At 69.8% G+C, this 25,946-nt stretch carries 23 protein-coding genes; 10 read left to right on the top strand and 13 right to left on the bottom strand.

Annotation, left to right across the window (positions count from 1 at the left end):
* Positions 1-74: 74 nt before the first annotated feature.
* Both ACWDU1_RS00875 and ACWDU1_RS00870 read right to left on the bottom strand, forming a co-directional pair.
* Positions 75-1,310, bottom strand: a complete 1,236-nt coding sequence (locus ACWDU1_RS00875; protein WP_449994648.1) for an acyl-CoA dehydrogenase family protein — start codon at positions 1,308-1,310, stop codon at positions 75-77.
* Positions 1,307-2,428, bottom strand: coding sequence for an acyl-CoA dehydrogenase family protein (locus tag ACWDU1_RS00870; RefSeq protein ID WP_449994647.1), 1,122 nt, complete (start codon positions 2,426-2,428; stop codon positions 1,307-1,309). The genes ACWDU1_RS00875 and ACWDU1_RS00870 overlap by 4 nt, the downstream gene beginning before the upstream one ends.
* A gap of 235 nt (positions 2,429-2,663) precedes the next feature.
* Here ACWDU1_RS00870 and ACWDU1_RS00865 point away from each other — a divergent pair, with 235 nt between their 5' ends.
* Complete coding sequence (locus tag ACWDU1_RS00865) at positions 2,664-4,040, top strand: NERD domain-containing protein (protein WP_449994645.1); 1,377 nt, start codon at positions 2,664-2,666, stop codon at positions 4,038-4,040.
* Between the two features lie 63 nt (positions 4,041-4,103).
* On the opposite strand, the gene ACWDU1_RS00860 is transcribed toward ACWDU1_RS00865, so the two are convergent.
* Positions 4,104-4,601, bottom strand: a complete 498-nt coding sequence (locus ACWDU1_RS00860) for an MmpS family transport accessory protein (RefSeq protein ID WP_449994644.1) — start codon at positions 4,599-4,601, stop codon at positions 4,104-4,106.
* Between the two features lie 334 nt (positions 4,602-4,935).
* Between ACWDU1_RS00860 and ACWDU1_RS00855 the strand changes: the two genes are divergently transcribed.
* Positions 4,936-7,092: an elongation factor G-like protein EF-G2 gene (locus ACWDU1_RS00855; RefSeq protein WP_449994643.1), complete on the top strand. Its 2,157-nt coding sequence runs from the start codon at positions 4,936-4,938 to the stop codon at positions 7,090-7,092.
* A gap of 60 nt (positions 7,093-7,152) precedes the next feature.
* Here the strand turns inward: ACWDU1_RS00855 and ACWDU1_RS00850 are convergent, their stop codons facing one another.
* Positions 7,153-8,439, bottom strand: coding sequence for an RNA polymerase sigma factor (locus ACWDU1_RS00850; protein ID WP_449994642.1), 1,287 nt, complete (start codon positions 8,437-8,439; stop codon positions 7,153-7,155).
* A gap of 9 nt (positions 8,440-8,448) precedes the next feature.
* Positions 8,449-8,868: a YciI family protein gene (locus ACWDU1_RS00845; protein ID WP_449994640.1), complete on the bottom strand. Its 420-nt coding sequence runs from the start codon at positions 8,866-8,868 to the stop codon at positions 8,449-8,451.
* A gap of 262 nt (positions 8,869-9,130) precedes the next feature.
* Between ACWDU1_RS00845 and ACWDU1_RS00840 the strand changes: the two genes are divergently transcribed.
* From ACWDU1_RS00840 to ACWDU1_RS00830, 3 genes are all read left to right on the top strand, one after another.
* A complete protein-coding gene (locus ACWDU1_RS00840; protein ID WP_449994639.1) occupies positions 9,131-9,601 on the top strand; it encodes a DUF7144 family membrane protein in 471 nt (156 codons plus the stop codon).
* Between the two features lie 96 nt (positions 9,602-9,697).
* A complete protein-coding gene (locus tag ACWDU1_RS00835) occupies positions 9,698-10,933 on the top strand; it encodes a cation:proton antiporter (protein ID WP_449994637.1) in 1,236 nt (411 codons plus the stop codon).
* Between the two features lie 129 nt (positions 10,934-11,062).
* On the top strand, positions 11,063-11,353 hold the full coding sequence (locus ACWDU1_RS00830; RefSeq protein ID WP_449994635.1) for a hypothetical protein: 291 nt from the start codon (positions 11,063-11,065) through the stop codon (positions 11,351-11,353).
* Between the two features lie 351 nt (positions 11,354-11,704).
* Here the strand turns inward: ACWDU1_RS00830 and ACWDU1_RS00825 are convergent, their stop codons facing one another.
* Complete coding sequence (locus tag ACWDU1_RS00825; RefSeq protein WP_449994634.1) at positions 11,705-12,574, bottom strand: SAM-dependent methyltransferase; 870 nt, start codon at positions 12,572-12,574, stop codon at positions 11,705-11,707.
* A complete protein-coding gene (locus ACWDU1_RS00820; protein WP_449994632.1) occupies positions 12,571-12,849 on the bottom strand; it encodes a hypothetical protein in 279 nt (92 codons plus the stop codon). The genes ACWDU1_RS00825 and ACWDU1_RS00820 overlap by 4 nt, the downstream gene beginning before the upstream one ends.
* A gap of 137 nt (positions 12,850-12,986) precedes the next feature.
* Here ACWDU1_RS00820 and ACWDU1_RS00815 point away from each other — a divergent pair, with 137 nt between their 5' ends.
* The 4 genes from ACWDU1_RS00815 to ACWDU1_RS00800 all read left to right on the top strand — a co-directional run bounded on the left by ACWDU1_RS00815 (position 12,987) and on the right by ACWDU1_RS00800 (position 16,552).
* Entirely contained in the window at positions 12,987-13,418 is a 432-nt protein-coding gene (locus ACWDU1_RS00815) for a hypothetical protein (RefSeq protein ID WP_449994630.1), read from the top strand.
* The gene (locus tag ACWDU1_RS00810) at positions 13,399-13,914 is read left to right on the top strand and encodes a DUF6879 family protein (protein WP_449994628.1); all 516 of its coding nucleotides are present in this window, start codon (positions 13,399-13,401) and stop codon (positions 13,912-13,914) included. Before ACWDU1_RS00815 ends, ACWDU1_RS00810 begins: the two co-directional genes overlap by 20 nt.
* Positions 13,911-14,753, top strand: coding sequence for a helix-turn-helix domain-containing protein (locus ACWDU1_RS00805; RefSeq protein WP_449994627.1), 843 nt, complete (start codon positions 13,911-13,913; stop codon positions 14,751-14,753). The genes ACWDU1_RS00810 and ACWDU1_RS00805 overlap by 4 nt, the downstream gene beginning before the upstream one ends.
* A gap of 866 nt (positions 14,754-15,619) precedes the next feature.
* Positions 15,620-16,552: an LLM class flavin-dependent oxidoreductase gene (locus ACWDU1_RS00800; protein ID WP_449994625.1), complete on the top strand. Its 933-nt coding sequence runs from the start codon at positions 15,620-15,622 to the stop codon at positions 16,550-16,552.
* Positions 16,553-16,588: 36 nt separating this feature from the next.
* On the opposite strand, the gene ACWDU1_RS00795 is transcribed toward ACWDU1_RS00800, so the two are convergent.
* From ACWDU1_RS00795 to aztA, 6 genes are all read right to left on the bottom strand, one after another.
* Positions 16,589-17,368 carry a crotonase/enoyl-CoA hydratase family protein gene (locus ACWDU1_RS00795; RefSeq protein WP_449994624.1) on the bottom strand — a complete coding sequence of 260 codons (780 nt, stop codon included), beginning with the start codon at positions 17,366-17,368 and terminating at the stop codon, positions 16,589-16,591.
* 11 nt (positions 17,369-17,379) lie between these two features.
* Complete coding sequence (locus ACWDU1_RS00790; RefSeq protein WP_449994622.1) at positions 17,380-20,694, bottom strand: carboxyl transferase domain-containing protein; 3,315 nt, start codon at positions 20,692-20,694, stop codon at positions 17,380-17,382.
* A gap of 115 nt (positions 20,695-20,809) precedes the next feature.
* Positions 20,810-22,087, bottom strand: coding sequence for an acyl-CoA dehydrogenase family protein (locus ACWDU1_RS00785; RefSeq protein WP_449994620.1), 1,278 nt, complete (start codon positions 22,085-22,087; stop codon positions 20,810-20,812).
* 8 nt (positions 22,088-22,095) lie between these two features.
* Positions 22,096-23,097 (bottom strand): phosphotransferase family protein, encoded by a 1,002-nt coding sequence (locus ACWDU1_RS00780; RefSeq protein WP_449994618.1) that lies wholly within the window; start codon positions 23,095-23,097, stop codon positions 22,096-22,098.
* Positions 23,094-23,390 carry a DUF6285 domain-containing protein gene (locus tag ACWDU1_RS00775; protein WP_449994616.1) on the bottom strand — a complete coding sequence of 99 codons (297 nt, stop codon included), beginning with the start codon at positions 23,388-23,390 and terminating at the stop codon, positions 23,094-23,096. The genes ACWDU1_RS00780 and ACWDU1_RS00775 overlap by 4 nt, the downstream gene beginning before the upstream one ends.
* Before the next feature lie 189 nt (positions 23,391-23,579).
* Positions 23,580-24,251 (bottom strand): zinc ABC transporter ATP-binding protein AztA, encoded by a 672-nt coding sequence (aztA, locus tag ACWDU1_RS00770; protein WP_449994614.1) that lies wholly within the window; start codon positions 24,249-24,251, stop codon positions 23,580-23,582.
* Between the two features lie 59 nt (positions 24,252-24,310).
* On the opposite strand from aztA, the gene aztB reads away from it, so the two are divergent.
* A partial coding sequence (gene aztB / locus ACWDU1_RS00765; protein WP_449994613.1) for a zinc ABC transporter permease AztB occupies positions 24,311-25,946 on the top strand: 1,636 nt, incomplete at its 3' end.

The following is a 25,946-nucleotide window of genomic DNA, read 5'->3' as shown; positions in this document are numbered from 1 at the left end:
CCGACACGAGGTCACGTCACCGAATGGTCATTCCTGTGCATCGGTGGGCCGTGTGCTCACCCGCATCGGGGAAGTCAGGCGTCGCGGCGACCGCCGCGCGGCACATCCCGGAACGGAATATTGTGATCGGAGCGCGCCTCCCGCGGCATCCCGAGCACGCGTTCACTGATGACATTGCGCGCCATCTCCGTGGTTCCGCCACCGATACAGCTCACCTGCCGCATCAGGAACGTATCGCCGATATCGCCCAGTTCCTCGGTCCACACCGCGCCGCCGGAGTTCGCGATCTCGAATTCGATGGTGGCCCGGCGTGATTCGGCGAGGCCACGGAACAGGCGGCCGATGGCGGCCGAATGATCGGATATCGTCCCCGAGACCATCCCGGCACCGAGCCGCCGCTGTAATTCGGTGCCGACGATATCGAGCATCTCCGATTCGCCGATGAGGTCGCGGACCGCCGGATCGTCCAGGGTGCCCGCGTGCCGGGCGATCTCCACCGGGGTGCGATCGGAGATGGCGGGTTTCTCGGGCACGGTGGTGTACGGCGACTCCGAAAGCAGGCGTTCATGGAACATCCAGCGGGTCCCGACCGTCCAGCCGTCGTCCACCGCGCCGATCCGGTCGGTATCGGGCACCCGCACATCGGTGAGGAATTCCTGGCAGAAGTCCTGGGCGCCGTTGAGCATCTCGATCTGGTGCACCGCGATACCCGGCTGCTGGATCGGCAGCATGAACACGGTGAGACCGCGATGTTTGGGGACATCCCAGTTGGTGCGGGCCAGGCACAGCGCCCAATCCGAATACCAGGCACCGGTGGTCCAGATCTTGGCGCCGTTGAGCACCCAGTCGTCGCCGTCGCGGACCGCGGTGGTCACCGCGCCCGCCACATCGGAGCCGCCGCTGGGTTCGGAGAGGAACTGCATCCAGATCTCCTCACCGCGCAGTATCGCCGGGAGATGGCGGCGCTTCTGCTCCTCGGTGCCGAAATCGAGCAGCACCGCCGCGCATGGCGACATCGTGGGCACCTGGCAGCGGGACGGATACTCGTAACCGGCGAGCTCTTCGGTGAACGCGCGCTGGTGGGCGACGGTGAGCCCCTGGCCACCGTATTCGGCCGGGACGGCGATACCGGCGAATCCGGCGTCGTGGAACCTGCGCTGGAGTCGCCGGTCGTAGGCGACGGCCGCCAGTTCGTCGGCGCGGGCCGTTTTCCGCAGCCCGGAGACGGCTTCGGCGCGATAGGGACCGAGTTCGGCCCGGATCCAGGCGCGGGCCCGCAGCCGGAAATCCGCTACGGTTTCGGTGGTCATACCGTCGGCTCCTGTTCGATGCGAAGGTCGGCGAGGCGGCGACGGTGCTCGGCCGGTGTCCCGTACAGCATGCGGTTGACGGTGGCGCGGCGCAGGAACAGATGCAGATCGTGTTCGAAGGTCAGGCCGATCCCGCCGTGCAGTTGCACGCAGTCCTGGAGCAGTTCCGGGCCGTGGTGGCCGAGGAACGCCTGCGCGGCGCCGGTCAGCGCGGCCGCGGCCGGACTGCCCGCGTCGACCGCGGCGGCGGCGCTGTCGGCGATGGCGTGCCCCGCTTCCAGCCACGATTTCAGATCCGCGATCCGGTGTTTCAGCGCCTGATACGACGCGAGTGGCCGCCCGAACGAATAGCGGTCGGAGACCCAGTCGAGCGCCATCTCGAATCCCGTCTGCACGGCCCCGGTGGTTTCCGCGCACTGCACGGCCACCGCGAGTTCCTGCTGGCGCTCGATCTGCCGCTGCGCCGTGCCGAGTTCCCCCACCAGCGCGGTGCGGGGCACCCGGACACCGTCGAAGGTGACCGCCGAGAACCGGCGGGTGATATCGGGCGAGCGCAGCGGGGTCAGCGACACCCCTTCGGTGCCCGCGGGAACCAGGACCTGGGTCAGCCGGCCTTCGCACCGTCCCGTGACCAGGAGGTAGCGGGCCGCCCCGGCCGATTCCACCGGTTGTTTGACGCCGTCCAGCAGCAGATCCGCGCCGTCGGTGCGGATCTGCAGTCCGACCGCGCCGAGCGCGTGCCGCGGCGCGGGTTCGGCATGGCACCAGGTGGCGACGGCGGCACCGGACACCAGCTCGGCGAGCACCTCCGGATGCCCACCGGTGGCGTACAGGGCGGCCGCCACGATATTCGCCGGGGCCAGCGGCCCGGGCGCGGCATGGCGGCCGAACTCGTAGGCGACGAGCGTGAGGTCCACGACCGGCCGCCCGCTGATCGAATCCTCGCCCGCCAGCAACGCGGTCCAGCCGAGTTCGGCGCCGCGGCTCCAGTACTGCGCCTCGAACCCGTGCTCGTCGTAGCGGAGTTCGCGCAACTGGGCGGCCGGCGCCCGAGCGCTCAGGAACTTCGCCGTGGTGGAACGGAAGAACTCCTGTTCAGGCGTGATATCGAACAGCATGTGGTCCTCCGATGGGCCTCGTCCTCGGCCGCTGTGCGGCGGCGAACACCGCGACGGCACGAAGCCGACGAATCGGCGCAGCCTCCGATGGCGCTCCCCTAATTCGAATACCGCACGGTATGCCGTTTCCGCAATAGCGGGCGGCAACGGCGCAGGTGGGCAAGGGGATTCGTTCGCGCGCCGGTGGTGACGGATATCGTGTCCCCAACACCGGCGACAGGGAGGGGTGGTCGCGATGCTCGTCATCGCCGACAAGCTCAGATCGGGCGCGGAAAAACGGGTGGCCGGATGGCTGCGGCGCTGGGAGGGGGACTACCGGGTTCCCGGCGTCGCGATCATGAACTGCTACCTGGCCGGGCAGGAAGTCGATCTGGTGGTGGTCACGCCGTATTCCACGGTGGTGGGTGAGATCAAGGGCGTCGATCCGCGCGTCACCGGCGGTGTGCTGCAGTGCACCACCAACAGCCCGTGGCGGGTACCGGAATTCGAAGGCGATCCGGTGGGAACACGCGACGACGATACGACGCCCTACGACCAGGTCCGCGACGGTGTGTTCAAACTCAAGGCGGCGGCCGGGCAGCTCGACGGCGGCGGGTTCGTCAAGGGGCTCGTGGTGGTGGTGCCGCCGCGCGGGACGACGCTGCGGCTGGAGAAGAAATCCACCCCGCCGCAGGGCTGCGATGTGCTGTTGTGCGGCACCCAGAATCCACTGCGCGCCTGGTTCCATCGCGCCCATCACCGCAGTGCCGTGGTGTGGACCGCGGAGCAGGCGTACGCGCTGGTGGACGCCTTGGAGTACGGCGGCCGGACCACGGTCGCCGCGCTCGCCGACGAAGGCTTCCCGTTGGAATCGGCCCTCCCCGCGCCCTCGGCGGCGCCCGGCGCGCCGGCGCCCGCGCCCTCGGTGCCGGAGCCCGAAACCGGGGCGCCCGCGGTCCGCGCACCCGCGGCCGGCGCGGCACCGGCACGATCCGCCGCCCCCGCGTCCCGCGCTCCCACACCGAACCCGATCTCGGTACCCCAGACGCTCGTGCCGATTCCGAACACCGCGCCCACTCCGCCCGCCCCCGCGCACACTCCGGAACCCCCGGGCCCGCCGCCACCGGACCGCGCCCCGCACCGTCCGGACGCCGCCGCACCCGTGCGCCCGCTTCGCGGCACCTCCCGCGCCCCCGCTCCGGACGCTGCGGGCCCCTCGGATCCCGTGTCCCCCGTGCCCGCCTCGCCCCGGGATTCCGCCCCGGCTGCGCCACCGGGAGCGACCGGCGATTCCACCGGCGCGCCCCACGGGACCGATCCCGGGCCGGACACACCGGACCGTCCCACGCCGGGCACCACCGCGGAATCCCCCGAGCCGCACTCCGCCGACCGCCGGCGCGCCCACTACCAGACCGCGGCCGCCTTCGCGGTGATCGCCGTCCTCGGCGCCGGATTGTGGCTGCTCGGCCGGTCCGCCGGCGGGGACAGCGCACCCGGGGAGACGAATCCGCCGCCGCAGATCAGCTCCGTCGCCGAACAGCCGGCCGCGCCACCACCCGCCGTCCCGCCGCGGGCACCGGCGCCCGCCCCGCCCCCGGCCCGGGCCTGCTTCCCATTCCAGCCCAACTGCTGACGGTTGCGCGGCCTGCCCGCGCGTGGTGCCGCCGATGAGCGTTAGGCGACGACAGGGCCGTGACTATCCCGGGCTGTCGGCGTCGCCCGAGCAGCCGGCGGACGCGTAGGGGCCGGTGGAGGTCTGTTCGGAGAGCACCCGCCCCGCGACCAGGATGCGGCAGGTGATGTCACCGCCGTGCGCGCTGTTCGTGGCGGTCAGCGAGACGATCTTGCCGAGGTCGAGCACGGGTACGTCCTTGGTCCACGGCACGGCGGCCGCGATCTCCCGCGCCATGCCGAGGTCGTGGCCCAGATAGCTGATGGAAACTCCGCTGCCCGTTCCCTCGACCCGATAGGTCACCGTCAGCGCCGGCGCCGCGTCCCGGACGACCAGGTGCCGCAGGCCCTGTACCGCCGGACCGGCGCCCGCCAGGACACCGAACAGCAGCACGGCGGCGCCGGCGGCCCAGGGCCATCTCGGTCTCTTCGGCGGCCGCCCCGGCGATTCGTCCCCGGCGGACCGGCCCGGATGCTCTCGCGGTCCGCGGTGCGCGATCTGGTCGCCGGGAGGGTGGGTCAAGGTGACTCCTCGGGTCGAAGACATGACTCATCGCATCACTGGAGGTAGATCACAACTCGGCCAATTGATGTTACACAGCTATTTTTGCTGTTCAGGAGGCTACAGCCCGGAGCGGGATACGGCTACCCGTAGCGCACGACTCCCCCGGGCCCGCTCTCGAGTCACTGCCGTGACCCCAATCGGAATCCCGCGATCCGTAGACCCCCGCGGTCCCGAGTGGGAAGCTCGAAGCAGACCGCGTTGCACAGGTTCCGCGTCCATCCGCGTACCCGGAGTCCGCCCATGGACGGGCAACCCCGTACCCCTTGCGACAGGCCGAGGACGGTGAGTCACGGTGGAGAAGGCGAATGGCGCCCGGCGCCCGGCGGACATCCGGAACGTGGTGTTCGTCGGCGGCAGCGGGGCCGGTAAAACCACTCTCGTGGACACCCTCGCGCTGGCCACCGGAGCGGTGAACCGGGTGGGCCGGGTCGAGGACGGGACATCGCTGTCGGACTACGACGAGATCGAGCGGCGGCGGCACCGGTCCGTGCAACTGTCGGTGGTGCCGGTGCACTGGGGCGGGGTGAAGGTCAACCTGATCGACACTCCCGGATACGCGGATTTCCTGGGCGAGGTGCGGGCCGGGTTGCGGGCGGCGGATGCCGCGTTGTTCGTGGTGTCGGCGGCCGAGGGGATCGAGGGGGTTGGCGGGGTGTCGCGGGCACTCTGGGAGGAATGCGCGAGCGCCGGGATGCCACGGGCCATCGTGCTCACCCACCTGGATACCGCCCGGGCCGGGTTCGACGAGATGACCCGGACCTGCCAGGAGTTGCTGGGCGGCGGCGGGTCCGAGAACGTCCTCCCGTTGCATCTGCCGGTGTACGGGCCCGCGAGCGCCGACGGGCACCGCCCGGCGACCGGGCTGATCGAACTGCTCGAACAGCGCACCGCCGACTATTCGACCGGCGAGCGGATATGGGCGGATACCGCCCCGGGCGACGACACGCTCTTCGACCGGGCACGGGAGCGGCTCATCGAGGGCATCATCGCCGAGAGCGAAGACGAAACCCTGATGGACCGGTACCTGAGCGGGGAACCCGTCGAACTCGCCACCCTGGTCGCGGATCTCGAGCGGGCGGTGGCACGCGGCAGCTTCCATCCGGTGCTCTTCGCGGCGCCGGCCACCGGTTCCGGCCGCCAGGGCCTGGGCACCGTCGAACTCCTGGAGCTCGTCACCGCGGGCTTCCCCACCCCGGCCGAACACGAGGTGGCGGCCGTACGCCCGGGTAACGGGCAGCGGCCTTCGGTCTTGCGGTGCGACCCGGCGGCGGAACTGGCCGCCGAGGTGATTCGCACCTCCGCGGACCCCTACGTCGGCCGGGTATCGCTGGTCCGGGTGTTCTCCGGGACCCTGCACGCCGACGATACGGTCCATATCAGCGGCCCCGGCCGGGATTCCGGTGACGAACGCGTCGGCGGTATCACCGCGCCGTTCGGCCGGGAACAGCGGCCGTTGAACGAGGCGGTGGCCGGTGATATCGCCAACGTCACCAAACTCGGCCACGCCGAAACCGGGGACACGCTCTCCGGCACCGGGTCGCCGCTGCTGATCGAGCCGTGGCGGGTACCGGAACCGCTGCTGCCCACCGCGGTCCGCGCCCGCACCAAGGCCGATGAGGACAAACTGCCGCAGGGCCTGGCGCGCCTGGTGGCCGAGGACCGCGCACTGCGGGTGGAGAACAACGACCACACCGGACAGCTGGTGCTGTGGAGTCTCGGTGAGGCACAGCGCGACGTCGCACTGGAGCGGCTGCGCGACCGGTTCGGCGTCGATGTGGAACTACAGCGGTGCCGGGTCGCGTTGCGGGAGACGTTCGCGAGCCGGGCCGCCGGGCGGGGCCGTCATGTGAAACAGTCCGGCGGGCACGGCCAGTACGCGGTCTGCGAGATCGAGGTGGAACCGCTGCCGGAGGGATCGGGAATCGAGTTCGTGGACAAGGTCGTGGGTGGCGCGGTGCCGCGCCAGTTCGTCACCTCGGTGGAGAAGGGGGTCCGGGCGCAGGCCGCGCGCGGAGTGGCGACGGGAAATCCGCTGGTGGACGTGCGCGTCACGCTTCTCGACGGGAAAGCCCACTCGGTGGACTCCTCCGACGCCGCCTTCCAGACCGCGGGCGCGCTCGCATTGCGCGATGCCGCCTCGGGCGCCCGGATCGACCTGCTGGAACCGATCGCCCGGGTCCGGGTGCGGGCACCGGACGAACACCTGGGCGCGGTGCTGACCGATCTCTCCGCGCATCGGGCCCGCATCCTGGGCACCGAACCCGCCGAGACGGGCCGCAGCGCGATCCACGCGGAGGTACCGGAGTCCGAGCTCACCCGCTACACCGTGGAACTGCGCGCGCTGACCCACGGCGTCGCCCGGTTCACCCGCGCCTACCTCCGGCACGACCGCATGCCCGCGCATCTGGCCGAGCAGGTTCGCCGGGAGACCGCGGCCGCGGCGGGCTGATCCGGGCCGTCCGGATCCGGCGCGTGCTCCGAAGCACGGCGTCACCGGACGGACCCGTGGTCACAGTCGCCGCCCGAGCGATTCGACCTTGCGTTCCAGTACCGCCCGCTCCCGGTCGTTACCGCAGCGGGCCACCGCCTCGGTCAATTCCGCACGGGCCTCGGTATCGCGGCCGAGCCGCGACAGCAGTTCCCCCCGCACGCTCGGCAGCAGATGGGAATTCGCGAGCGCGCCGGTGGCCGCCAGTTCGTCGACGAGCACCAGCGCCGCGCCCGGCCCCTGCGCCATGGCGACCGCGACGGCCCGGTTGAGCTCCACCACCGGCGACGGGGCCAGCCGCCCCAGGGCCTCGTAGAGGATCACGATCCGCGCCCAGTCGGTCTCGGCCACCGAGGGTGCCACGGCATGACATTCGGCGATCGCCGCCTGCAGCCCGTAGATTCCCAGCCCCCGCCGGGCCCGCTCCGCCCGGGCGAGGGCGGCGCGACCCCGGGCGATCGCGGCCCGATCCCAGCGCCGCCGGTCCTGGTTCTCCAGCAGGATCGGCTCGCCGTCGGCACCGGTGCGGGCCGGGAACCGGGCCGCGGTCAGCTCCAGCAGCGCCAGCAGGCTGTGTGCCTCCGGTTCGTCGGGCACCAGCCGGGCCAGGACCCGGGCCAGCCGCTGGGCCTCGGCGGCCAGGTCGAAACGGATGAGATCGGTTCCGGAACTGGCCGACGACCCCTCGGTGAAGATCACGTAGACCACCCGCAGCACCGAGACCAGCCGGTCGGCGCGATCGGCCACCGGCGGGATCTCGAACGGAACCCGGGCCGCGGCCAGGGTTTTCTTCGCGCGGGTGATCCGGGCCTGCACCGTGGCGGTCGGCACCAGGAACGCCCGGGCGATCTCATCGCTGGTCAGACCGCCGATCACCCGCAGTGTGAGGGCCACCCGCGCTTCGGGTGCCAGCACCGGATGGCAGGACAGGAACATCAGGGCGAGGACGTCGTCGTCGATACGGTCCGGATCCCACAGGACCTCCTCGTCCGCACCGGCGGGTGCGCCGCCCGCGGCTATGCCGCCTTCGCCCAGTTCCCGGGCGAAGGCGGCATAGCGGTCGTCGAGGGCGGCGCGGCGCCGGAAGCCGTCGATGGCGCGCCGCCGGCCGACGGTGAGCAGCCAGCCGGCCGGATTTCGCGGTACCCCCTCGCGCGGCCAGGTCACCAGCGCCTCGGCCAGTGCCTCCTGGGCCAGGTCCTCGGCGAGGGGGAAATCGCCGGTGTAGCGGGCGAGGGCGCCGACGATACGCGCCGATTCGATCCGCCACACCGCGGCCACGGCCTCACGGCCTTCGTAGTGTGCCACCGCCGGCGATCAGAGCTGGCCGGTGGCCTCGCGCCACGCCCGCTCCTTCTGGATCCAGACGTTGTCCTGCGGGAATTCGTCGATCACCGGGACCCGGCGGATCTCGGTTTTGAAGCCGGGGCCGGTCACCGGCATCCGCTTGGCCCATTCGACCGCCTCCTCCTTGGAGGCGACATTGAGGATGTAGAACCCGTTGAACAGTTCCTTGGTCTCGCCGTAGGGGCCGTCGGTGACCACCGGGTCCGCCGAGGAGTAATCGACGACCACACCTTCGGCGGCGTCCTCGAGGCCCTCGGCGGCGAGCAGTACGCCGGCCCGGATCAGTTCGTCGTTGAACTTACCCACGGTTGCCAGCATTTCGTCGAAATCGATCTCGCCCATCTGCGCGAAAGCTTCATCGGTCGCGCGCATGATCAGCATGTATTTCATCGTGTCTCCTCGTTTCGGCGGGGTCCGGGTGACCCTTTCACCCATAGGTCGAACAGGCCGCCCGCCGGATCGACAGCTCCGCGAAAAAATCCTCGCGGAAATTCCGACGCGGCCCGGCCGCGGCTCCATTCTGGGAGAAACACCAGGACAGTGGCATAATTTACGGTCTGAACAAGGGAATCGAAGTGTGGCGTATGAGGGCGTCGCCGGCGATCAGTTCTCAGGGTCCGGTGTGGCCCCTCCCATCCTGAAGGGAGCTGTTATGACCACCCAGCCCGCCGCGCCCGGCGCCGGCAGATCCACCGTCCCCGGCGCCACCACCGGCGCCCACGCGGCCCCCGCCGACGATACGACCAAACAGGCCGTGGCGACCGGCGCCTCCATCGCGGCGGCCGCCCTGCTGCTCACGGCCGGCATCATCACCCTTTTCCAGGGGATCGCCGCCCTGGCCGAGGACGAGGTCTTCGTCGCCGGACCCGAATATGTCTACGAACTCGACCTCACCAGCTGGGGCTGGGTTCATATCGTGTTCGGCATCCTGCTGATCCTCACCTCGCTGGCCCTGATGACCGGTGCCACCTGGGCGAAGATCGTCGCCATCGGCCTGGCCTGCCTGTCGATCGTCGCCAATTTCCTGTGGCTGCCGCATTACCCGCTGTGGTCGATCCTGATCATCGCGCTCGATGTGGTGATCATCTGGGCGCTGGCGACCTGGGATCCCGCCCGGAGCTGATCCGCGCGGCGTAACGCGGCGCCGGCACGGGAACGGGATCGTTTCGCGACCGTGTCGGCGCGCACCGGGTGATCCGCCGGATGCGACCATGAGCCGATGACGCTGGCGGCGGCCCCCGTGGACACCGGACCGCCGGCGATCGTCTCGCTGTGCTGGATCGCGGCCGTCGCGGTCACCGCGCCGCTGCTGTCCCGGTTGCTGCGCGGGCTGGTGCCCGATGTGGTGCTCCTGCTCGGGGCCGGAATCCTGCTGGGTCCGTACGCGGCGGGCCTGGCGGGTACGGCGGGCGGGGTCGAACTGCTGAGCGAACTCGGGCTCGGCATGCTGTTCCTGCTGGCGGGATACGAACTGGACCCGCGGCTGCTACGCGGCCGGCCGGGCCGCACCGCGTGGTTCACCTGGCTGGCCGGGTTGGTGCTGGCGTTGCTGCTGGTGTGGTTCGCCGCCCCCGACGCCGGTTTCACGGCGCTGATCGCGGTCGCCATCGCTCTGACGTCGACGGCTCTGGGCACGCTGCTGCCCATCGTCAAACAGGACGGGATTCTGGAACAACCGCTGGGCCGCGCGGTCCTGGCGCACGGCGCGGTCGGCGAACTGGGTCCGGTGCTGGCGATGTCGCTGCTGCTGTCCGGGCACAGCCCGGTCGCCGCGCTGGTGGTCCTGCTGTTGTTCGCGATCGCCGCGGCGGTGCTGGCCTGGGTTCCGCAGCGGATGCTGGCCCGCCGGCCCGGCGCCGAACGCCTGATCGCCGCACTGGCCACGGGGACCACCCAGTTGCCGGTGCGGCTGGTGTTCCTGCTCCTGCTGATCCTGATGACGGTGGCCGAGGTGTTCGACCTGGACGTGGTGCTCGGCGCGTTCGCCGCGGGCCTGATCCTGCGCCGGCTGGTCGCCGAGACCCACCCCGGTGTCCAGGAATCGCTGGAGACCATCGGATACGGGGTGCTCATCCCGATCTTCTTCGTGGTCTCCGGCATGGGGATCGATCCGGCCGCGGTCGCCGCGAAGCCGGTGACCTGGGTGGTGTTCGTCGTGGCCATCGCGCTCGCGCGCGGGTCGACGGTATGGGTGAGCGAACGATTCGTCCCGCACGGGGCGAATCTCGAATACCCGCACGAACGGGTCCAGCTGGCGTTGTACGCGGCGACCGGTCTGCCGATCATCGTCGCGGTGACCCAGGTGGCGACCCGGTCCGACCTGATCACACCGGAACTGGCGTCCACCCTGGTCGCGGCGGGAGCGACCACGGTCCTCCTCTTCCCGCTGATCGCCAAGATGGTCGGCAGGCGGGCACGCCGCCTCGAAACCGGCCGCCTGTCCGGCCGCGACTGACCCGGTTCCTTGCCCGAGACAGCGTGCGGGTGGAGCGACCGGAGTCGAGGGCCACCGTGACTGCGCTCGGCCAGTGGCCTTTTACAAGTGATCTGGGGCGATAATCGAGCCCACGAGGAAGGATCACCGGTGAGCGACGACTTCTACGGCCTGGACTGGGACGCACCCCCGATCGGCGACGACTACGAAGTGCTGCCGGATGGCCGAGTGCCGGTCTACGTGGCATTGACCGTCGGCGACAAGGCGTACTGCGTGACGCCGTGGCACAAGCGCAGGGACTCGCTCGTCCTGTCGGCGGCCGAGATGGGCCGGGACTGCGATATCCCGGCGGGAGAGGTCGTCGGCCGGGAGTTCACGGCCGCGGGAGGCCGGCATGAGCGGTTGCACGACTTCCGTCTGGTGCACGATCCACGTCTGTAGGAGGAGGCACGGAGAGACCTCGGAAGCCTTCTACTGCTGGGGTTTTCCTGTTACTGCCCATCCTCGATGGAGCCTCGATCGGGTTCCTGACCCGGGGCGGAATCAATATCGCGACAAGTGAGATCTACGGGAACGAGCCCTCTCAATGGGCCATGGGCGCAGCGGCTCTCGGCGCCATCCTCCTGTTGGTCAACTTCTACCTGCTTGTGCTCATTCCAGACGAAATGCCGCGAGGCAGGAAGGCCACGAGCCGCCAATCGGAAGTTTCCGCGCCTGGGGAAGCCGGCGAGGAACCCGACCCGGACGAGAACGCTACCGAAGAACCCCGACAGACCACCCCGGACCAGCCACCTACGGAGCCGGTTTCCGAGCAACCCCGGCCAGCACAAGACTTTCCGCGGTAGTCGGGAACTTCCGCGCCGGACCGCTCGGCCACCACTCCCCCGGCACAACCAGGCCGGGGTCGAGCAGCTCCAAGCCATCGAAGAGGGCGAAGATCTCCTCGCGGCTGCGGAACCAGGCCGACCCCATCAGGTCGCAATACAGGTCCTGGCACCTCGCCGCCGCCTCGGCCAACGGCGACCCGCCGCCAGGGTTCCACTGATGCGTGATCACGAAATGCGAACCGGCCGGGACCACGTCGACCCAGCCGCGTACCACGGCGGCCGGATCGGTCTCGTCGTCGACGTGGTGCAGAATGCCGCACAGCAGCACACCGACGGGCTTCTCCGGTTCGAGGTAGGTCGCGGCCTCCGAAGCGGTCAGGTCCGGGATCAGCAGATCGCCTTGCACGTAGTGGGACTGGTCGATGGTTTCCAGCAGCGCCCGGCCGTGCGCGAGACAGACCGGGTCGTGGTCGACGTAGACGACGGTCGGCTTGTCGGCCTCCGGCAGCGTGCGCATGTGGCTGGTCGCCTGGTGCGTGTTGACGTCGGTCGGCGCCGGGAGCGGAAGGCCGGCGCCGATATCGAGGAACTGCCGCAGCCCCGCGTGCTCGATCAAATAGCGGAGGACACGCTGCTGGAACTGCCGCGAAGCCCACGCCGCCGCGGTCTGACTCGGCGCGACGAGGTCGAGTTGCTCGCCGACATTGCGGTCCTGGTCGTAGTTGTCCTTCCCGCCGAGCATCCAATTGCAGACCCGCGCCATGCTCGGGCGGGTGAAATCGACCCCGACCGGTGCGTGCACTCCGGCCGGGCGGGCTGTCTCGGTTCCGATCATGTCGTCGTCACCGCCCCGACGAACCGGACCGCCTCGGTGTAGCGGCCGCAGCGGTGCCGGGCGTGGATCGCCATCAACTGATAGGCGTGCGACTGCCCGCGGATCGGGACAGTGCTGCGGCAGTGCGACGCCGGGAATTCGTCCGGTAATGCGCGTAATCCCTGCGCGAGCCGTCCCAGTAGCGAGCGGTCGCGGGCGCGGCTGCTGTGCCAGTAGCGCAGCGCGGCGGCCATCGCCCGGCTTCTCGGCGGCAGCGGCGGACAGGGCTCGCCCATGCGGGTCACCTCACGGGTTCAGGGGTTGGTTCGGAAGCCACCCGGAGAGTCGGCGACAGTGGCACGGACGCGACTTCCGGGTGACTGTCACTGACGGTAAGAACCTCAGCTATGCGGGTCTAGGAGCATGCTCCAACATGCTTGAAAATATCCATCGCACAGCAGACCCAGCAAAACTGAGGGATAGTCGAACGATGGCGAGCATAAGCACGCATGGACCGATCGGAGACCAAATCATGCGGTTACAGTTTCTCGGCAAAGGCGGATCAGAAGGTGGCGGCTGCCCCAGCCTGTACGCGACCGACCAGTGCAGCTACGTAGTGCAGGGATGGATGACCGACACACCAGGCACTGTCGAGATCCCCCACCTGCTCACTGGTTTCGCCCAGCCCGACACATACATCGGCGCGTTGCTGATCGATACCGGCCGCGGCACATTCCACCTCAGCGGCGCCCCGGTGACCGACCCTTCGACGCTGGCCCAGATGGATATCAAGCCGGATGAGACCTGCATCGAGGTACCTCGGACCGAAAGGAAGTTCCACGGCCATGCTGCTGACGCAGGATGAGTCATTTCTGGACCTGTTCCGGCAGGCCGAACGCGAAGCGTTCCACCTCGAGGTGAAGGACAACTACTACCCGCCCGACTACCCGCCGCTCGTGCGTTTCCTGGCGGGCGAGGCGGAGGGCTACGAGTGGTTCCAACCCTGGCTCGACCATGTCAAGGAGACGACCGCGCGGGGCGTGGCAGTGAACAGGGCGCGGGTCGTGTCGGTACCACACAACGACTACACCCGGTACGCGATGCATGTGGCGAAGCTGAATGCTGAGGCCGGCGAAGAGGTCCGCTACTTGCCGCGGCATCTCATCGCCCCCGATGCGCTGACCACAGACGACTGGTGGCTGTTCGATGACTCGGCGGTCTCGTTCACGGTGTTCGAGCCCGGTGGCCGGTGGGTCGGCGGGGCGGTCACTACCGACCCGGGGATCGTCGCCTACATTCGCGCTGTGAAGGAGCGCGTGTGGTCTATGGCGGTGCCGCTGCGGGAGTACGCCGACAGGTGACGGGTTCGATCGACGAGGCGAAGGAGGCTCTCGGGGCTCGGCTCCGGGAGCTTCGCCAGGATGCCGGGTTGAGCGGTACCGAGCTGGCGCGTCTCGCCGGCTGGCACCAGACGAAGGTCTCCAAGATCGAGTATGGCAAGACCAAACCCACAGAGACCGACATCCGTGCCTGGTGCGCACACACCGACGCTGGACAAGAGTTGGCGGACCTGGTCGCAACGGTCCGCAATATCGAGTACGCGTATCTGGAGTGGCGGCGTCTGCTCGGCTCAGGCACCAAGCGTCGACAGCAGCATTCGTTGCGGATCGAGGCCGAAACCGAGTTCATGCGCGTGTTTCATCCATTCCTCATACCTGGGCTGTTGCAAACCGCGGAGTACGCCGAGGAGATCCTGCGGAACGTAATCGAGTTTCAGGGCGTACCGAACGACGTCGACGAGGGCGTATCGAAACGGCTGGAACGCCAGCAGATTCTCTACCGACGCGACCACAAATTCCACTTCGTGATCGGCGAGCAGGCGCTGCGGACGACGGTCGGCGACGACCGGACCATGACCGGGCAGTTGGACCGCCTGCTCGCCGTCCTCGGGATGCCTCGCGTGGTATTCGGGATCGTGCCGGGCGAGGCCAACTATCGAGTGCCCAGTTACAACTTCGTGATATTCGACAACCGGATGGTGATGGTGGAGAACGTGACCGCGGAGTTGACCATCACCCAGCCGCGCGAGGTCGCTACATACGGTCGGGCGTTCGACGTGCTGGCGAAGCAGGCCGTCACCGGCCATGATGCGCGAGACTTGCTGATGGCGGCTATCGCTCGCCGGTCGACGGATCGGTAAGCTCTGCCGCGCGGTTCGGCTGGCCGACCCGTTCCGGACATGAATGCCCCGGCCCCGCTCGGTCGGGCCGGGGTCTGTGGTCGCGCTCGGTTCGCATGCGGGTATTGGGCGCAGTTCGGGTGTCGTGAACGGTTAGACGGTCCGCGGGCGAAACGTTTCCGATCGACCGACCCGCAGATCCAGTCACGTCACCAAACTTCCGTAAGGCGAATTCCCCCCCATACAGCAAGCCCGCCTGGGCCTATGAACATGAGTAGCCACAACAACCAGTAGGACGGTTCAGCGATGAAGAACATGAGGCCAATAGAAGCAACACCAGCCCCGAAAACTATCAGGCACCAGCCGACAGCCCGGATGACTCGTTTTGGGTCTACTTGGAAGTACTGGAGCGCAGCGACGACAAGGCCCGCCACGCTCAAAGCGATGCCGATGACCGCAATAGCCCTGTCCACTGGGCAATGATGTACGAGAAGTCCGTCGTCGGCTAGAAGTTCCTGCGGCGGAGCGGGTTCCGGTCGCATACTGGAGTGTCGGGCCGGGGGCGTTCAGAACTCCCGGTCCGCCCTCGAGAACCGGGGCGGTTGGTACGCCTCGGTCCTAGCTGGTGGTCGACCCAGTGGCCGCGCTGCTCCTCGCGGTGCAGTGCTCATCCCTCGGCGGGGTCTTGACCGACGTACCCGCAGACCTCGCAGCAGGCCGGGGAGCGCCTCGTCGACCTCGGCGGTGCGCAGGCGACCCAGGTCGGCAGTGGCGCGGCCGCGACCCGGGGATGGCCGTTGGGGCAGGTGGTCGAGCCGGTTCTCCCCATTCGCGGAATCCGGGCAACCCGGCGATACGAACCGCCCCCGGCTGGCAGAATCCCCGGCGTGAGTGTGCCGGGATTCGGGATCTATGTACCACAACTGGTTTCGGACTACGCCCGCCTGCGTGAGCTGGCGCGTACCGCCGAACGCACCGGATTCGGCAGCTTCTGGTTGTTCGATCATCTCGCCGCGCCGGGTATGCCCGACCATCCCGCGCTGGAATCCTGGACCACCGCGACCGCGCTGCTCGGCGACACCACGACATTGCGGGTGGGCGCCCTGGTGCTGTGCAACAACTTCCGGCATCCGGTGGTCCTCGGCCGGATGGCCACGACCCTGGACGTGATCTCCGGTGGCCGGTTGGAGTTCGGGCTCGGTAGCGGATCGATCGCCGAGGAGCACCGGCAGGCGGGCCTGCCGTGGGGCGGGGCCGCGGAACGTTCGGAGCGGCTGGGTGAAGCGCTGGCGATCATCACCTCCATGTTCGCCGGGGCGCGCACCACCTTCGAGGGCACGCATTATCAGGTGCGCGATATCGCCAATGTGCCCGGTCCGGTCCAACGTCCGCGTCCGCCCATCCATATCGGCGGGGTCGGGCCGAAGTACACGATTCCGCTGGTCGCCCGGTACGCCGATGTCTGGAATATCCCGACCTACGGCCTCCGCGAGTACCGGCGCCTGACCGGGCTGCTCGAGACCGAATGCGCCCGTATCGACCGTGATCCCGCGACGATCCGCCGTTCCCACCAGGCCGTCCTGGCGCTGGCCGCCGACGACGCCGAATTGCCGGAGGTCCGGGCGCGGGCCCGGCGGCACTACGGCGACGCGGCCTTCGGCCTCGACGAGGGCTACGTCGGCACCCCGGCGATGGTGGCGGACCTGTTGTCGGCACGCACCGCGGAGGGGATCGACTCCGTGGTCTTCATGGTCGGCGCGAAACAGGCGGCCGCCACGATGGAACTGTTCGCCGCCGAGGTCGTGCCGCGGCTCGGCTGATATCGCCGGAGACCGGCAGCGGGGGCGGATCCGGCGCTACCCGAGATCGGTGAACGAGCCCCCGCGCCCGGCTCCCGAGGCGAATCGCCGGGCGCCCGCCGCGGCCCCGGCGGCGAAGGAGATCATGCCGTGTTCCCATTCGTTGGCCATCGCGTCCCGCTCGGAGCGGCCGTCCTGTTCGAGCAGTGACAGCCGGTCGTGCCGCTGGCAGGCCTGCGGGAAACGGGCCAGTTCGGCGGCCAGTTGTTCGGCCGCCGCACGCTCGGTGCCGATCGGCACCACCCGGTTGGCCAGGCCCATGGCCAGCGCCTCGGGGGCGGTGACGGCCCGGCCGGTGAGCACCATATCCATGGCCCGACTCGTACCGATCAGCCGCGGCAGCCGCACGGTGCCGCCGTCGACCAGCGGAACTCCCCAGCGCCGGCAGAACACACCGAAGACCGCGTCCTCGGCGGCCACCCGCAGATCACACCAGATCGCCAGTTCCAGTCCCCCGGCCACGGCGTGCCCGGCGACGGCGGCGATCACGGGTTTGCTCAGCCGCATCCGGGTCGGGCCCATGGGCGCGCGGCCGTCGGCGGTGAGCGGATTGGCCCGGTCGGTGCCGACCGATTTCAGATCGGCCCCGGCACAGAATGTCCCGCCTTCGCCCCACAGCACGGCCACCGCGGCACTGTCGTCCGCCTCGAACTCGGTGAACGCCTCGAACAGTGCCGCGCCGGTCGGTCCGTCCACGGCGTTGCGGGCCTGCGGCCGGGACAGGATCACGGTGTAGACGGGGCCGTCACGTTCGACCCGAACCGGGGCAGTGGTCATGAGCGTCCTTCCTACCAGGTGTCGATACCGGTCCGGCGCAGGCTGTTGCGCCAGCCGTCCCGGGGCGGGCCGGGCCGGGACAGCAGCACGGCGCGCAGGACATCGCGGGTATCGGCCGGATCGATCACATCGTCGATCTCCAGATGGGCGGCGGTATTGACGGCACTGCCCTGCCGGTAGGCCAGGGCCACCAATTCGTCGAAGCGGCGGGCACGTTCGTCCGGATCCGCGATGGCGGCCAGCGTATCCCGCGAGGCCAGGTGGACCGCGCCCTCCAGGCCCATCCCCCCGAATTCGCCGGTGGGCCAGGCGACGATCATATCGGTCTGGTGGAAACCGCCACCGGACATCGCGAGCGCGCCGAGCCCGTATCCCTTCCGCAGGACCACGGTCACCAGCGGAACGGTGAGATGCCCCCCGAGAACGAACAGGCGCGGGAAATGCCGGACCGCGGCCTGCTGTTCGGAATCGGGGCCGACCATGAATCCCGGGGTATCGCACAGCGATACCACCGGCAGCCCGTAGGCATCGCACAGGTGCAGGAAACGGGCGAGTTTATCGGCGCCCGGCGCGTCGATCGCGCCGCCCAGCAGGGCCGGATTGTTCGCGATCACACCGACCGGCCGCCCGTCCACCCGGGCGAGAGCGGTGAGCACGGTGGGCGCGAAATCGCGCCGGAGTTCGAGTACGGAGCCGATATCGAACAGCGTGTCGATCACGGCGCGAATATCGTAGACGCGTTTGCGGTCCTCGGGCACCAGCTGCCGCAGCAACCGCTGATCAGCGGCCTCGTAATCGGCAACGGCACCTTGGAAATACGCCAGATAGCGTCGTGCGGTATCGGTGGCCGCCGCCTCGTCGGCGACGACGATATCCACCACACCGTTGTGGCGCTGCATCCCGATGGGCCCGACCTCTTCCGGCGCGTACACGCCCAGCCCGCCCCCTTCGATCATGGCCGGGCCCGCCATCCCGATGGTGGAGTTCTCGGTGGCGATCACGACATCGCAGGTGCCCAGCAGGGCGGCGTTGCCGGCGAAACACCGTCCGGCGGCGATTCCGACCGTCGGCACCACACCACTGAGCGCGCCCATCGCGGCGAAGGTCGGGTAGTGCAGGCCCGCCACCATCGGCGGATCGCTGTCGCCGGGACGCCCGCCGCCGCCCTCGGCGAACAGCACCACCGGATACTGTTGGGCGCGGGCGATCCGCAGCAGCCGGTCGGTCTTCTGATGGCTGAAAAAGCCCTGGGTACCGGCGAGCACGGTGTAGTCGTAGGCCAGTACCGCGCAGGTACTGCGATCGGCGGCGAAGAGGTCGCCGTTGACGCGGCCCAGGCCGGTGACGATCCCGTCCGCGGGTGTGCGGTCCTCGAGTTCGGTGATCTCGCGCCGGGCCCGCTGCGCGGCCACCGCCAGCCCGCCGTATTCGACCAGCAACCCGCTGTCGGTGAGCGCGTCGATGTTCTCCCGGGCCGTGCGCATCCCGAGACGGTGCCGCTTGGCGACCGCCTCGGGCCGGGCGGCGTCGTACAGTTTGGCCCGCCGCTCCCGGAGCGCGGCCAGGTCGCCGCGGATATGGTCTACAGCGACACCGGATACGACGCCCTCGGCCGTCGTATCGTCGCCGGTGGGTGGACCGAGCAGGATCAGTGGATGGCCTTCGGTGAGGAAGTCCCCCACCTGCGCGAGGACCGTTTCGACCGTGCCCGCGCGTTCGGCGCGCACCGGATAGTGCATTTTCATGGCCTCGACCACGGCGACCGTCGCACCGGCCGCGACGGTCGCCCCGGATTCGATCTCCAGCGCCACCACGACTCCCGCGGTGGCGGTCCGGATCGCCCGGTCACCGAAATCGTCACCGCGCGATACCGCGTCCGGAGAGGAATGCCCCTCCCCCGCGCCGGCCGCGCGCCGGGACGTCCCCGGCCGGGACGCCGCCTGTTCGATCTCCCTGGCGCGGGCGGCCAGCCGGGCGAGATCGCGGTCCACCCAGGTGGTGTCGAGTTCTCCGCTGGTGAACGCCGGATCCGCCAGCAGGGCGCGCAGGAACGCGAGGTTGGTGGCGACCCCCGCCACCGATGTCTCCGCGAGCGCCCGCACCGCGAGCCGGTGCGCGGCGGCGAACCCGTCGCGGTGGTGTGTCACGACCTTCGCCAGCAAGGTGTCGAAACGCGGGTTGACCGGTGCGCCGGTCCGGCCGGCGGTATCCACCCGGACCCCCGCCCCGCCGGGCATCTCGAATCCGGTGAGGGTGCCGGCCGCGGGCGCCAGTGTGCCGTCCAGCCGGACCGTTTCGGCGTTCACCCGGACCTGGATCGCGCTCCCGGAGAGCGCGGGCGGCCGGTCCAGCCCGAGATCGGCGAGCGTCGCGCCCGCGGCGAGACGTAACTGGGTGAGGACGAGATCGGTTCCGGTGACCATTTCGGTGACCGTGTGCTCGACCTGCAGCCGCGGATTGACCTCGAGGAAGTAGAAGGTGCCGTCGGGTAACACCAGGAATTCCGCCGTGGCCACCCCGTGCAGGCCGGCGGCCCGGCCCAGTGCGACGGCCGCATCCAGCACGCGGGTACGGAATCCGGCGTCGAGCGCGGTCGCCGGTGCGATCTCCACCAGCTTCTGGTGGCGGCGCTGGACGCTGCAGTCGCGGTCCCAGAGGTGGACGACCCCGCTGCCGTCCCCGGCCAGCTGGACCTCGAGATGCCGGGCGCCGGTGAGCACGCGCTCGACGTAGAGGTCGCCGTTGCCGAAGGCGGTCTGTGCCTCCGCCCGGCATTGCGTGTACGCCTCGGGCAGCTGCTCGGCCGACCGGACTACCCGGGTGCCGCGGCCCCCGCCGCCGGTCAGCGCCTTGATCATGACCGGCGCCCGCTGGGCCGCCAGAAAGGTGGCGGCCTCCTCCGGCGTGGTCGGCCCGGTGGTGCCGGGCAGTACCGGCACTCCGGCCTCGACGGCCAATTGCCGGGCGCGGCCCTTGTCGCCGAACAGTTCCAGCGTCTCCGCCGACGGCCCCACGAAAACGATCTCGGCTTCGCGGCAGGCGCGCGCGAAGGCGGGGCTCTCGGAGAGGAACCCGTAGCCGGGGTGGATCGCCTCCGCCCCGGACTCGGCGGCCGCCGTCAGGATCGCCGCGATATCCAGGTACGCCGCGGGGCCCGTGCCCGGCAGCACCACCAGCTCGTCACAGCGGTCCGCGTGCAGGGCGCCCTCGTCGTCCGCCGACCGCACACCCACCGTGGCGATCCCGAGCGACTGCGCGGCCCGCAGGATCCGCAGCGCGATCTCGCCGCGGTTGGCCACCAGGATCGTGCGCGGCTGCGCGCTCATCGGTGCTACCTCCACTTCCGCGCGGCGGCCGGGCCGGTCCACCGCTCGGCCGCCTGCGCCGCTCCCAACCTACGTGGCACGGCCCGCCGGTACCAGACCAGCCGGTCTGTTATGGCTACGGCTGCCCGGCGGCCACACCCTTCACGACCGCGCGGTCCATGAATCCGAACAGGTAGCCCGCGACCCGGCGCATCTGGATCTCCTCGGCGCCCTCGGTGATCCGGTACCGGCGGTGGTGCCGGTAGATATGTTCGAACGGCGTGTACCGGGAGTAGCCGAGCCCGCCGTGCACCTGCATGGCGCGGTCGGCCGCCTCACAGCACAGCCGGTTGGCCCAGTAGTTGCACATGGAGACCTGCTCGGACACCGCGAAGGTGCCGTAGGTGTCCATCGACCATGCGGTCTTGTGCACCAGCGCGCGCAGCATCTCGCACTGGGTGTGCAGTTCGACCAGCTGGAACTGGATCGCCTGGTTGGACGAGAGCGGTTTACCGAACGGTTTGCGCTCGTTGGCGTAGGCGACCGCGCGATCCACGCAGTACTGCGCCGCACCGAGACTGGACGCGGCCTGCCGGATACGGTTCTCGTTGAAGAAATGCTGCACGACGCCGAGTCCCCGGCCCTCGCGTCCGAAGATCGCCGAATCCGGGACCCGGACATCGGTGAGCGAGACCCGGGCGTGGTCGGTGGGCATATTGAAGGTCCACAGGTATTCCTCGACCGTGAATCCCGGGGCATCGGTGGGCACCAGGAACGCGGTGATCCCGCGCCCGTCGCCGGCCTCGCCCGAGGTGCGCGCGAAGATGAGATCGGCGTCGGCGATATGCACCCCGGTGTTCCAGGTCTTGGTGCCGTTGATGATCCAGTCGTCGCCGTCACGGACCGCTGTGGTCTCCATATGGGTGGCGTCGGAGCCGTGCTCGGGTTCGGTGATCCCGAACGCGAAGAACCGGGTGCCGGCGGCGAGACCGTCCACCCAGACCTTCTTCTGTTCCTCGGTACCGTATTCCAGCATCAGCAGCAGGCCGACATTGTTGGCGACGATGGCGTGCTCGTTCTGCAGATCGCAGTGCAGGCCCAGACCCCGCCGAGCGAGGTGTTCGCGGATCACCGCCATGCCGAGATTCGTCCCGTCCCGGCCGCCGAACTCCTTGGGAAAGGCGTAGCGGTAGTGACCGGCGGCGTCGGCCCGGCGGCGCGATTCGGCCAGCAGTTCCTCCCAGTCCGCGCTGGGCAGGCCGCCCCGGTCCCAATCGGTGCGGGCGTCCTCGCGCCGATGGTCGAAGAAGCGGATGTTGTCGTCGGCCTGCTCCAGGGGTTCGATCTCGCGCTCGATGAATTCGTCGAGTTCGCCCAGGTAGGCGCTCAGTTCGGCGGGCAGCTCGAAATCCACGGTGACTCCTATGCGTTCGCTTGCGGCCGGATCTGCATGAGCAGATCCCATTCGATTTCCGAGACCCGGCGCCCGCTGGCGGCCATGACGATATCCCGGACCGTTCCGTCGAGATGGGCCGCCGCCTGCTGGGCCAGCCCGGCACCCCAGTACAGGGTGCCCATGACCTTCCACCAGCGGTAGCGGTCCGGATCGAAATCGCCGCCCGCGCTCTCGTAGCCGTCCACGAAGGTCTCGCGGTGCGCGAATCCGCCGAATTCCCAGGCGTCCTCCCGGAACCGCCACATCCGCAGGGCGGGCCAGGCGACATCGCGCATGGGGTCGCCGAAGCGCTGGGCGCCCTCCCAATCGAGCACCGCGCGCAATCCGTCCGAGCCGACGATGAGGTTGCCGTTGCGCATATCGGTGTGGATCAGGGCCGGGCGCGGCGGCGGGCCGGGCAGCCGTTTCTCCAGCCAGCGCAGCGCGAGGGTGAAAACGGGCCGGTCGGCGAGCAGCGCACGCACGACCGCTTCCACCTCGGCGAAATGCTCGGCGGCGGGATCGGCACCCGCGGCCGGTACCGACTCCGGGGCGGCCGCCGGATCGATACCGTGCAGCCGGGCCATCGCGGCTCCCCACTGCCGCGCGGTCGATTCGGCCGCACCGGACGCAGCGAGCGCGCGCAGCACCCGGCGCGGAACGGTCTCCCCGTCGATATGTTCCGAAATCAGGAACGGTTCGCCCAGGTGGGTGGTGTCGGTGCAGACCGCGACGACCGCCGGGACCGGGACTCCGTTCGCCCGTGCCAGTTCACGTACCCCGGCCTCGGCGTCCACCGGCATCAATTCGACCTCGGGCGGCACCACGGTGGCCACCATGCGGCGCGGGGTCTGCCCCGTGGTGGCGGTGAAGGCGATATTGCGGCGGCGGGCGCCCGCGGACAGGAACTGGAAATCGGAGATCGCGACCGCTGCGCCGAGTTCGGCGGTCAGGTAGTCGGTGAGCCCGCGGACCGGATCGGCGGTCATGAGTTCTCCCAGCTGTCGTAGCCGGGTTTGGCGATCGACAGATCGGCGCGGACGACCCCGGTGAGCGCCCGCCACAGCGCCTCCTCGTCCCCGGGCGGCACCGCGTCGAGCAGTTCCTGCTCCCGGGCCGCGGCGGCGGGACCGTATTCGGCCTCACGCCCCAGGATGCGCGCGAGGTTGGCGCCCACGCGCGCGCGGTGCTGCAGATCGGGTGGCAGCACCGGCAGCAGGGTCTCCTCCAGCAGCTCGGCGAGCGATTCCAGCAGTTCGGCTGCGGTCGGTCGGTTCTGCACTACGGCTCCCGTCGATGGATTCCGGTTCGGCACGACACAGCGGGCCGGGGCAGCTGACCAGAATCCACGAACCGACCTCCTCGTCGTCGCCACGGGTGAGCGATGAGACAAACAGTAGATGATGTTCTCATCGTCGCACCAGAGGTCGACGCCGCGTCCGGCCCGGCCGCGGGATTCACCCGGCCGCGGTCACCCCGCGGTCGCCAGGACCGTCTCCGGAATCCCCTGATCGACGAGACGACCGCCACGCAACAGCACACAGTGGTCGGCACAGCGGGCGTCGTCGCGATCATGCGTGGCGTGCACGACCGTGACCCCGGCCGCCGCGGCCTCCCGGATGGCGGCGCCGACCGCCGCGTGCGAGGCGGAGTCCAGCCCGGTCGTCGGCTCGTCGAGCAGCAGCAGATCGGATTCCTGGGCGAGGGCCCGCGCGAGCAGGACCCGCTGGCGCTGACCGCCGGACAGGGTATCCAGCCGACGGCCGGCGAGATCGGCGATATCCAGCCGGTCCAGGCACTCCGCGATCACCGCGCGGTCGGACCGGGTGAGGCGGCGCCAGAGTCCCCGATCGGCCCAGCGGCCCATGGCGACGGTCTCGCCGACCGTGATCGGCAATGTCGGCGGTATCGCCTGCTGCTGGACCACCAGCGCCGGGCGCCGGGCGCCGGAGCGCGTGATCGTCCCGCGCACCGGGCCGATGATGCCCGCGAGCACGGCGAGCAGGGTCGATTTCCCGGAGCCGTTGGGCCCCACGAGGGCGGTCACTCCGCCGCCCGGAACGGTCGCCGAGACCTCGTGCAATACGGGTGTGCCCTGGTACCCCGCGGACAAGCCGAAGATCTCGATATCCGCCGTCTGCATATGCTCAACTCCCGAAACCAACTTGTAATGACAATCGTTATCAGTTTACAGTTCTGTTCATGGATTGGCTGATCGCCCCGTTCGAGGTGACCTTCGTACAACGGGCCCTCTGGGGCGGACTGCTCGTATCGTGCCTGTGCGCGCTCGCCGGAACCTGGGTGGTCGTCCGCGGGATGGCGTTCCTCGGCGAGGCCATGGCGCACGGGATGCTGCCCGGGGTCGCGGTGGCCGCGTTACTCGGCGGGAATCTGCTACTCGGCGCGCTGGTCAGCGCCTCGGCCATGGCGGCCGGCGTTTCGGTGCTCGGCCGCAACCGGCGGCTGTCCACCGATACCGGGATCGGCCTGCTGTTCGTCGGCATGCTCGCGGCCGGGGTGATCCTGGTATCGCGCTCGCAATCGTTCGCGGTGGATCTGACCGGATTCCTCTTCGGGGACGTACTCGCCACGCGCCCGCGGGATCTGATGTTCCTCGCGATCGCGCTGGTGATCGCACTGGCCGTCACGACGCTGGGGCACCGGGCCTTCGTCGCGCTCAGTTTCGACGCGCGGACGGCGCATACACTGGGACTGCATCCGCATCGTGCGCAGATCGCGCTGCTGGCGCTGCTCACGCTGGCGATCGCCGCGTCCTTCCACATCGTGGGCACCCTGCTGGTGTTCGGGCTGCTGATCGCCCCGGCCGCCGCCGCCACCTATTTCACCCACCGCATCCCGCGAATCATGCTGCTGGCCGCCGGATTCGGCTCGCTGTCCACCCTGGCGGGCCTGCTGATCTCCTGGCATGCCCGCACCGCCGCGGGCGCCACCATCGCGGCGACGGCGGTGGGAATCTTCTTCCTGTCCGCGTTCGCGGCCCGCGTCCGCACCGCGGTACGGAACCGCACCGGCGGCAGCGACGGCGAGACGGGTGCGGGCCGGACATCCCGGCGCAGCCGGCCCTTCGCACGGAAGACCGCTGTGCGCGCGGGTGTTTCGGCGCTGCTGGTGATCCCGGTCGCGGCGTGCGGAAACGACGCCGCCGATACCGCCGCCCCGCCCACCCCGCACGGATATATCGCCGGTGCGGAGGAGAGCGCGAGCGCCCAGCCGCGGCTGGTGATCGCCGACCGTAACACCGGTGACGTGCGGATTCTGGATCTGGTCACCGAGGAGGTGCTGGCACAGGAACCGGTTCCCGGCGTCACCCGGATATCCGGCGACGGCCGCTACGCCTACCTGGCCGCGGGCCGGCGGACGACGGTCCTGGACAGCGGCAGCTGGGTGGTCGATCACGGCGATCATGTGCACTATTACCGCGCGCAGCCGCGCCGCCCGGGCACTCTCGACGGTGCGGCCCGCAGCGCGCACAGCGATACCGTGCTCACCGCCGCCGTCCTGGACGGCGGCACCACCGCCCTGGCCGACCGACCGGCGCTCGACGAGGGCGAATTACGCCCCGGGCCGGTGCTGAACGGCTCAGCGTTCCCGTACGGTGGCCGCCTCCTGGTCACCACCCCCGGTTCGGACCGCGTCGAGGTCCGGCCCCGGGACAACGGCCCGGCCCAGACGCTGGCGCCGTCCTGCCCGGACCCGGGCGGGCAGGCGCAGACCCGGCGCGGCGCGGTGATCGCGTGCGCCGACGGCGCACTGCTCGTCGACGAGGACAACGACACCTTCACCGCCGAGAAGATCCCCTACCCCGCCGGAACTTCCG

Source organism: Nocardia sp. NPDC003345 (assembly GCF_053589395.1).
Note: the sequence above shows the minus strand (reverse complement) of the source record. Positions and strands in the feature narration are given on the sequence as shown.

What these genes read in the sequence shown, in the direction of transcription:
- ACWDU1_RS00875 (WP_449994648.1), bottom strand. Translation starts at nt 1,310, where the DNA reads ATGACCACCGAAACCGTAGCGGATTTCCGGCTGCGGGCCCGCGCCTGG.
- ACWDU1_RS00870 (WP_449994647.1), bottom strand. Translation starts at nt 2,428, where the DNA reads ATGCTGTTCGATATCACGCCTGAACAGGAGTTCTTCCGTTCCACCACG.
- ACWDU1_RS00865 (WP_449994645.1), top strand. Translation starts at nt 2,664, where the DNA reads ATGCTCGTCATCGCCGACAAGCTCAGATCGGGCGCGGAAAAACGGGTG.
- ACWDU1_RS00845 (WP_449994640.1), bottom strand. Translation starts at nt 8,868, where the DNA reads ATGAAATACATGCTGATCATGCGCGCGACCGATGAAGCTTTCGCGCAG.
- ACWDU1_RS00840 (WP_449994639.1), top strand. Translation starts at nt 9,131, where the DNA reads ATGACCACCCAGCCCGCCGCGCCCGGCGCCGGCAGATCCACCGTCCCC.
- ACWDU1_RS00835 (WP_449994637.1), top strand. Translation starts at nt 9,698, where the DNA reads ATGACGCTGGCGGCGGCCCCCGTGGACACCGGACCGCCGGCGATCGTC.
- ACWDU1_RS00825 (WP_449994634.1), bottom strand. Translation starts at nt 12,574, where the DNA reads ATGATCGGAACCGAGACAGCCCGCCCGGCCGGAGTGCACGCACCGGTC.
- ACWDU1_RS00820 (WP_449994632.1), bottom strand. Translation starts at nt 12,849, where the DNA reads ATGGGCGAGCCCTGTCCGCCGCTGCCGCCGAGAAGCCGGGCGATGGCC.
- ACWDU1_RS00815 (WP_449994630.1), top strand. Translation starts at nt 12,987, where the DNA reads ATGCTTGAAAATATCCATCGCACAGCAGACCCAGCAAAACTGAGGGAT.
- ACWDU1_RS00810 (WP_449994628.1), top strand. Translation starts at nt 13,399, where the DNA reads ATGCTGCTGACGCAGGATGAGTCATTTCTGGACCTGTTCCGGCAGGCC.
- ACWDU1_RS00795 (WP_449994624.1), bottom strand. Translation starts at nt 17,368, where the DNA reads ATGACCACTGCCCCGGTTCGGGTCGAACGTGACGGCCCCGTCTACACC.
- ACWDU1_RS00790 (WP_449994622.1), bottom strand. Translation starts at nt 20,694, where the DNA reads ATGAGCGCGCAGCCGCGCACGATCCTGGTGGCCAACCGCGGCGAGATC.
- ACWDU1_RS00780 (WP_449994618.1), bottom strand. Translation starts at nt 23,097, where the DNA reads ATGACCGCCGATCCGGTCCGCGGGCTCACCGACTACCTGACCGCCGAA.
- aztA (WP_449994614.1), bottom strand. Translation starts at nt 24,251, where the DNA reads ATGCAGACGGCGGATATCGAGATCTTCGGCTTGTCCGCGGGGTACCAG.